7 protein-coding genes and 1 pseudogene are annotated in these 4206 nt (G+C 65.0%); 7 read left to right on the forward strand and 1 reads right to left on the reverse strand.

The features are described 5' to 3' along the window. Positions 1-109: 109 nt before the first annotated feature. The 7 genes from QMX98_RS32750 (at position 110) to QMX98_RS32780 (ending at position 3541) form a co-directional block, all read left to right on the forward strand. Positions 110-334, forward strand: coding sequence for a TrbM/KikA/MpfK family conjugal transfer protein (locus QMX98_RS32750; protein ID WP_282411990.1), 225 nt, complete (start codon positions 110-112; stop codon positions 332-334). 13 nt (positions 335-347) lie between these two features. Next, positions 348-983, forward strand: a complete 636-nt coding sequence (locus QMX98_RS32755) for a transglycosylase SLT domain-containing protein (protein ID WP_011114052.1) — start codon at positions 348-350, stop codon at positions 981-983. 28 nt (positions 984-1011) lie between these two features. Beyond that, positions 1012-1278, forward strand: a complete 267-nt coding sequence (locus QMX98_RS32760; protein WP_010890140.1) for a hypothetical protein — start codon at positions 1012-1014, stop codon at positions 1276-1278. Continuing rightward, positions 1278-1976, forward strand: coding sequence for a TraX family protein (locus tag QMX98_RS32765; protein ID WP_011114053.1), 699 nt, complete (start codon positions 1278-1280; stop codon positions 1974-1976). Before QMX98_RS32760 ends, QMX98_RS32765 begins: the two co-directional genes overlap by 1 nt. Positions 1977-1991: 15 nt before the next feature. After that, positions 1992-2423 (forward strand): OmpA family protein, encoded by a 432-nt coding sequence (locus QMX98_RS32770; RefSeq protein ID WP_001665065.1) that lies wholly within the window; start codon positions 1992-1994, stop codon positions 2421-2423. Positions 2424-2577: 154 nt separating this feature from the next. Continuing rightward, positions 2578-3075 carry an SAM-dependent methyltransferase gene (locus QMX98_RS32775; protein WP_011655360.1) on the forward strand — a complete coding sequence of 166 codons (498 nt, stop codon included), beginning with the start codon at positions 2578-2580 and terminating at the stop codon, positions 3073-3075. Between the two features lie 85 nt (positions 3076-3160). After that, on the forward strand, positions 3161-3541 hold the full coding sequence (locus QMX98_RS32780; RefSeq protein WP_011655359.1) for a hypothetical protein: 381 nt from the start codon (positions 3161-3163) through the stop codon (positions 3539-3541). 153 nt (positions 3542-3694) lie between these two features. On the opposite strand, the pseudogene QMX98_RS32785 reads toward QMX98_RS32780, so the two are convergent. Beyond that, positions 3695-4078, reverse strand: a pseudogene (locus QMX98_RS32785) (Tn3 family transposase); the annotation flags it as partial. Positions 4079-4206: the final 128 nt, after the last annotated feature.

Raw genomic sequence — 4206 nt, forward strand, 5'->3', positions numbered from 1 at the left:
GGCGGCACATCCTGCTGAACGGGCATTACACCTTCCAGACTGACGGCAAGTTCATCGACCTGGATGCGCTCGTGGCGGGACTGGAGCTGGGCTGACGGAAATTTCTGGGATTCCGGCGTACAACCCCAACCAGTTGCCTGACTACTGCGGGGCCTACACCGGCCACGCCTACACCGACTTCGCCAGCAGCGGCACGCTGCCGCGCTATGTCGGGACGCCAGAGCGGGGCGGGTATTGGGTCGAAGCGCGCGACTATGACCGCGCCTTGGCCGAGTACAACGAACGCATCCGGCGCGAGGACGAAGAGCGCCGCCGTCAGTCCTGGCTGAACTGAGGGAGGGGAGGGCATGCCGTTCTTCGCCGATCTGCCGCCGCAGCTCCAGGAGCGCGTCGTCTGCTCGATCTCGGCCGCCGTCAAGTACGAGGTGCCGGTCAACATCGTGTTGGCCGTCGCCGAGAAAGAGGGCGGCAAGCCGGGCCAGTGGGTGCGCAACTCGAATGGCACGCATGACGTTGGCCCGATGCAGTTCAACACCGCGTACCTGGGCGACCTGGCCCGATACGGCATCACGGCGAACGATGTGGCGGCTGCCGGCTGCTACTCGTTCGACCTGGCCGCCTGGCGGCTGCGGATGCACATCCGCAACGACAAGGGCGACCTCTGGACGAAGGCGGCGAACTACCACTCGCGCACGCCGCAGTACAACGCGGTGTACCGGGCCGACTTGATGCGCAAGGCGTCGAAGTGGGCCGATTGGCTCGAAGCTCGGTTCGTCACGCTTGACGTGACGAAGGCCGGGGCCACGCCCTCGACGCCCAGCCAGCCCGCGACGGTGGCCCAGCGGGCGACGCCGGCGGCCAGGCCGGCACCAGCACCCCAGCAGGCCGCCCCAGCGGCCGCAGCAGCTCGCAGCGTGTCGGTGGCCGGCTACGTGCCCCGCACGGTGTCTTTCAACACTTCACGCGAGGGGTCGGCCGAGTAGGCCGGCTCTTCCGATTTAGCGGCTAAACATGGACAAATTCCACGCCTTCATGATGCGGTACACGCTGGGCGTCGGCCGGTTGCTTCAAGCCTATTGCAAGTGGGCGGAAGGACAGGCCAAGAACCAGCTCGATTTGCTTCTGCTGGGCCTCGGCCCGATCTTCGCCTTGGGCCTTCTGCTGTGGGCGCTGCCGGCGTGGATCGGCAAGCCCATCGCCTTCGTGCTCTCACTGCCAGCGCTCTACATCATCTTCCTGGTGCTGCGCGCCTACGCGATTCGCGGGGGCCGGCGCTGATGAAGGCCCTGCGGATTCCTGATGGAACCGTCGAAGCGTTGAAGTGGCTCGCACTGGTTCTCATGACCGGCGATCACGTCAACAAGTACCTGTTCAACGCGACGCTGCCGGTGCTGTTCGAGGCCGGCCGCGTGGCGCTCCCCCTTTTCGTGTTCGTCCTGGCCTACAACCTGGCCCGGCCGGGCACGCTCGAACGCGGCGTGTACGGCCGCACCATGTCGCGCCTGGCGATGTTCGGCGCGCTGGCCTCCGTGCCCTTCGTGGCCCTCGGCGGCCTGTACGCCGGTTGGTGGCCGCTCAACGTGATGTTCACGCTGCTGGTCGTCACGGCCACGGCTTACCTGGTCGAACGTGGCGGCAAGCTGCACCTGGCGGCCGCCGGCGTGGTGTTCCTGGTCGGCGGCAGCTCGGTCGAATATTGGTGGCCGGCCGTGGCTTTCGGCCTGGCGGTGTGGTCGTACACGCGCCGGCCGAGCTGGGCCGCCGCGGCGGTCGCGGTGCTGGCCTGCGCGGCCCTGTGGTTCGTCAATCGCAACCTGTGGGCCTTGGCAGCCCTGCCGGTGCTCTTCCTGGCCTCGCGGGTGGATGTGCGCGTGCCGCGCCTGCGCTGGGCCTTCTACGCCTATTACCCGCTGCACCTGGCCTCGCTCTGGTTGATCCGCATCCCCATGAGCAAGGCCGGCTACCTGTTCTTCTGATTGGAGTCCTGCCCCATGCGAAAACCCGTTCTTCTGGCCCTCTCTCTGGCGTTCCTGGTCAGCGCGCAAAGCGCACTGGCCGCCGGCGACGCCGGCAACTTCGGCACGCCGATCAAGTCCGGCGTATCGGTGTCCTTCCCCGACAGCAGCGCGACATTCCAGCCGACGCCAGAGGCCCTGGAGCTGCTGGCCGACGCTAGGAATGCGGCGATCATCTACATCAGCGGGCGCACCAGCACACTACGGCCCAGCGCGGCCGATGAGGCCCTTGCACTACGCCGTGCGCTCTCGGCCAGGTCGTACTTGGTGGCGCGCGGCGTCTCGCCGCTCAAGATCATGGTGAACTTCGCATCGGCCGCCGATTTCGTGGCAGACAACTCGACGGCCGAGGGCCGGCGCGAGAACCAGCGCGTGGACATTGAGGTGGTCTACATCCCCACCTACTGAGCGATCCGGCATCGCCATTCCTGGCGGTGCTGCAGGACGCTCCAGCAGCTTCGCATCGTCGGCTCTGACGATGCAGGCCCGGCCGGCTTCCCTTGACAGCATCGCCATTTCTGACGATGCTGGCCAAGTCCCGATTTACTCCAGGAAGAAGGCCATGAGATACCCCGGCGGCAAGGGCGGTGCCGGCGTCTACCAGACGATCATCAACAACATCCCGCCTCACGACACGTACATCGAAACGCACCTGGGCGGCGGCAACATCCTGGAGCGCAAGCGGCCCGCTGCCCGCAGCGTCGGCATCGACGTTGATCCCGAGGTGATCGAGGTCTGGCAGCAGCTCGACGTGCCCGGCCTGGAGCTGCACCACGGCGACGCCGTGGCCTGGCTGGAGTCCCACCAGTTCACCGGCTCCGAGTTCGTCTACGCCGATCCGCCCTACGTGATGGACAGCCGGCGCGGCGGCAAGCTATACCGCCACGAATACGACGACAAGGGTGCGGTCAGCGTCAAAGTGCGCGGTGAAGCGCCGATCGTCTATCTGACGGGTCAAACGTTCTATCAGCCCAAGAGCGCACCCGACACGCAGGTCGTCAACGCTTCCAAGACGGACGCTGCCAAGGTGATCAGCTTCCGCCTGAGCAACAGCAAGTGATCCCGGTGCTGCCGGCGTGACGAGCGTCGGCAGCGTCCGTCCCCGCGGCCTATTCATCAGGCCAACACCAACCTAGGAGTGCATCATGTCCAAGCCCCTCAGCATCGGCGCTTTCGCCGCCGTGCAATACCTGCCGCATATCGAAACCTTCCTGGCCACCGGCGACGGTGACTTCGACGGCCCGATCTGGGCCAAGGCCACCAGTGAAATCAAGTTCGTCGACGGCCGCGCGAGCTTCACGATGGTTCATGAATTCATGAGCCGCGACGGCAGCCGCATCTCGACGGTCGACACCGCCACAGGCATCCAGGTGCCGGGCATCGACGAGGTCTCGCTCACCGTCATGCACAAGGTGGTCGATTCCACCGGCAAGTTCGAAGGCCTGCGCGGCACCTTCCCGAGCTTCGGACTGCACAACTTTGCCACCGGCAAGGGCGTGCAGCGCTTCGGCGGCGAACTGAGCTGAAGTCAGCGCTAAGCAGCAGGTGCACCCGCTGATCGTGGGTGCGCCGGACGACCTCTCAAGGCGGCGCCGCCGGCACAGACCGACGGCGCCGCTTCTTCAAGGAGCACAGACGTGACACCCGAAGTTGAGGCAGCACTGCCGCGCCGCCTTCTGCTGCGGAATCATGCGCGCGCATTCGACCGCAGTCAGACTGGTGCCGTGGGCCATGATGCCGGCATAGACCATCAGCAGCTCGTCGGTAGAGCGCGGCTCACGTCCGAGCATGATCCAGCTAAAGCGCACCTGGGCGTCAACGGCCAGAATCACTTCCGGCAATTGAACCTCACCGATGCGGTGATCCAAAGCCGCGCGCAGCTTGGTCACTTCTGGGTCTTCGTCCTCTGCGGGCAATGGCGACAAATGGAGTTCATCATCCACGCGCAGTACGCCACTGCGGGCTGCAGCGGCCACCGCATCGACACCGGCAGTTACTCTGGCCAGCAAAGGCTTCAAGAAAGTGGCAGCCTTGCTGGGTAACGATAGACGGGCATAGTGTTTCGGGTAAGCGGATTAAATGGTTGATCTTACCTTTGCATGAGAGTGAGACAGACCGGCATCTCATCGGATTATCTGGTTGATGCTTCACCTACTGCTGGTGCATGTTTCCTTCGCTAATTCCAGCAAGA

The organism is Pseudomonas sp. PS02303 (assembly GCF_029959925.1).
Taxonomy (GTDB): domain Bacteria; phylum Pseudomonadota; class Gammaproteobacteria; order Pseudomonadales; family Pseudomonadaceae; genus Aquipseudomonas; species Aquipseudomonas mandelii.

Excerpts from the sequence above, each read along its gene's own strand:
- QMX98_RS32755 (WP_011114052.1), top strand. The coding sequence starts at position 348 with ATGCCGTTCTTCGCCGATCTGCCGCCGCAGCTCCAGGAGCGCGTCGTC.
- QMX98_RS32760 (WP_010890140.1), top strand. The coding sequence starts at position 1,012 with ATGGACAAATTCCACGCCTTCATGATGCGGTACACGCTGGGCGTCGGC.
- QMX98_RS32765 (WP_011114053.1), top strand. The coding sequence starts at position 1,278 with ATGAAGGCCCTGCGGATTCCTGATGGAACCGTCGAAGCGTTGAAGTGG.
- QMX98_RS32780 (WP_011655359.1), top strand. The coding sequence starts at position 3,161 with ATGTCCAAGCCCCTCAGCATCGGCGCTTTCGCCGCCGTGCAATACCTG.
- QMX98_RS32775 (WP_011655360.1), top strand. The coding sequence starts at position 2,578 with ATGAGATACCCCGGCGGCAAGGGCGGTGCCGGCGTCTACCAGACGATC.
- QMX98_RS32770 (WP_001665065.1), top strand. The coding sequence starts at position 1,992 with ATGCGAAAACCCGTTCTTCTGGCCCTCTCTCTGGCGTTCCTGGTCAGC.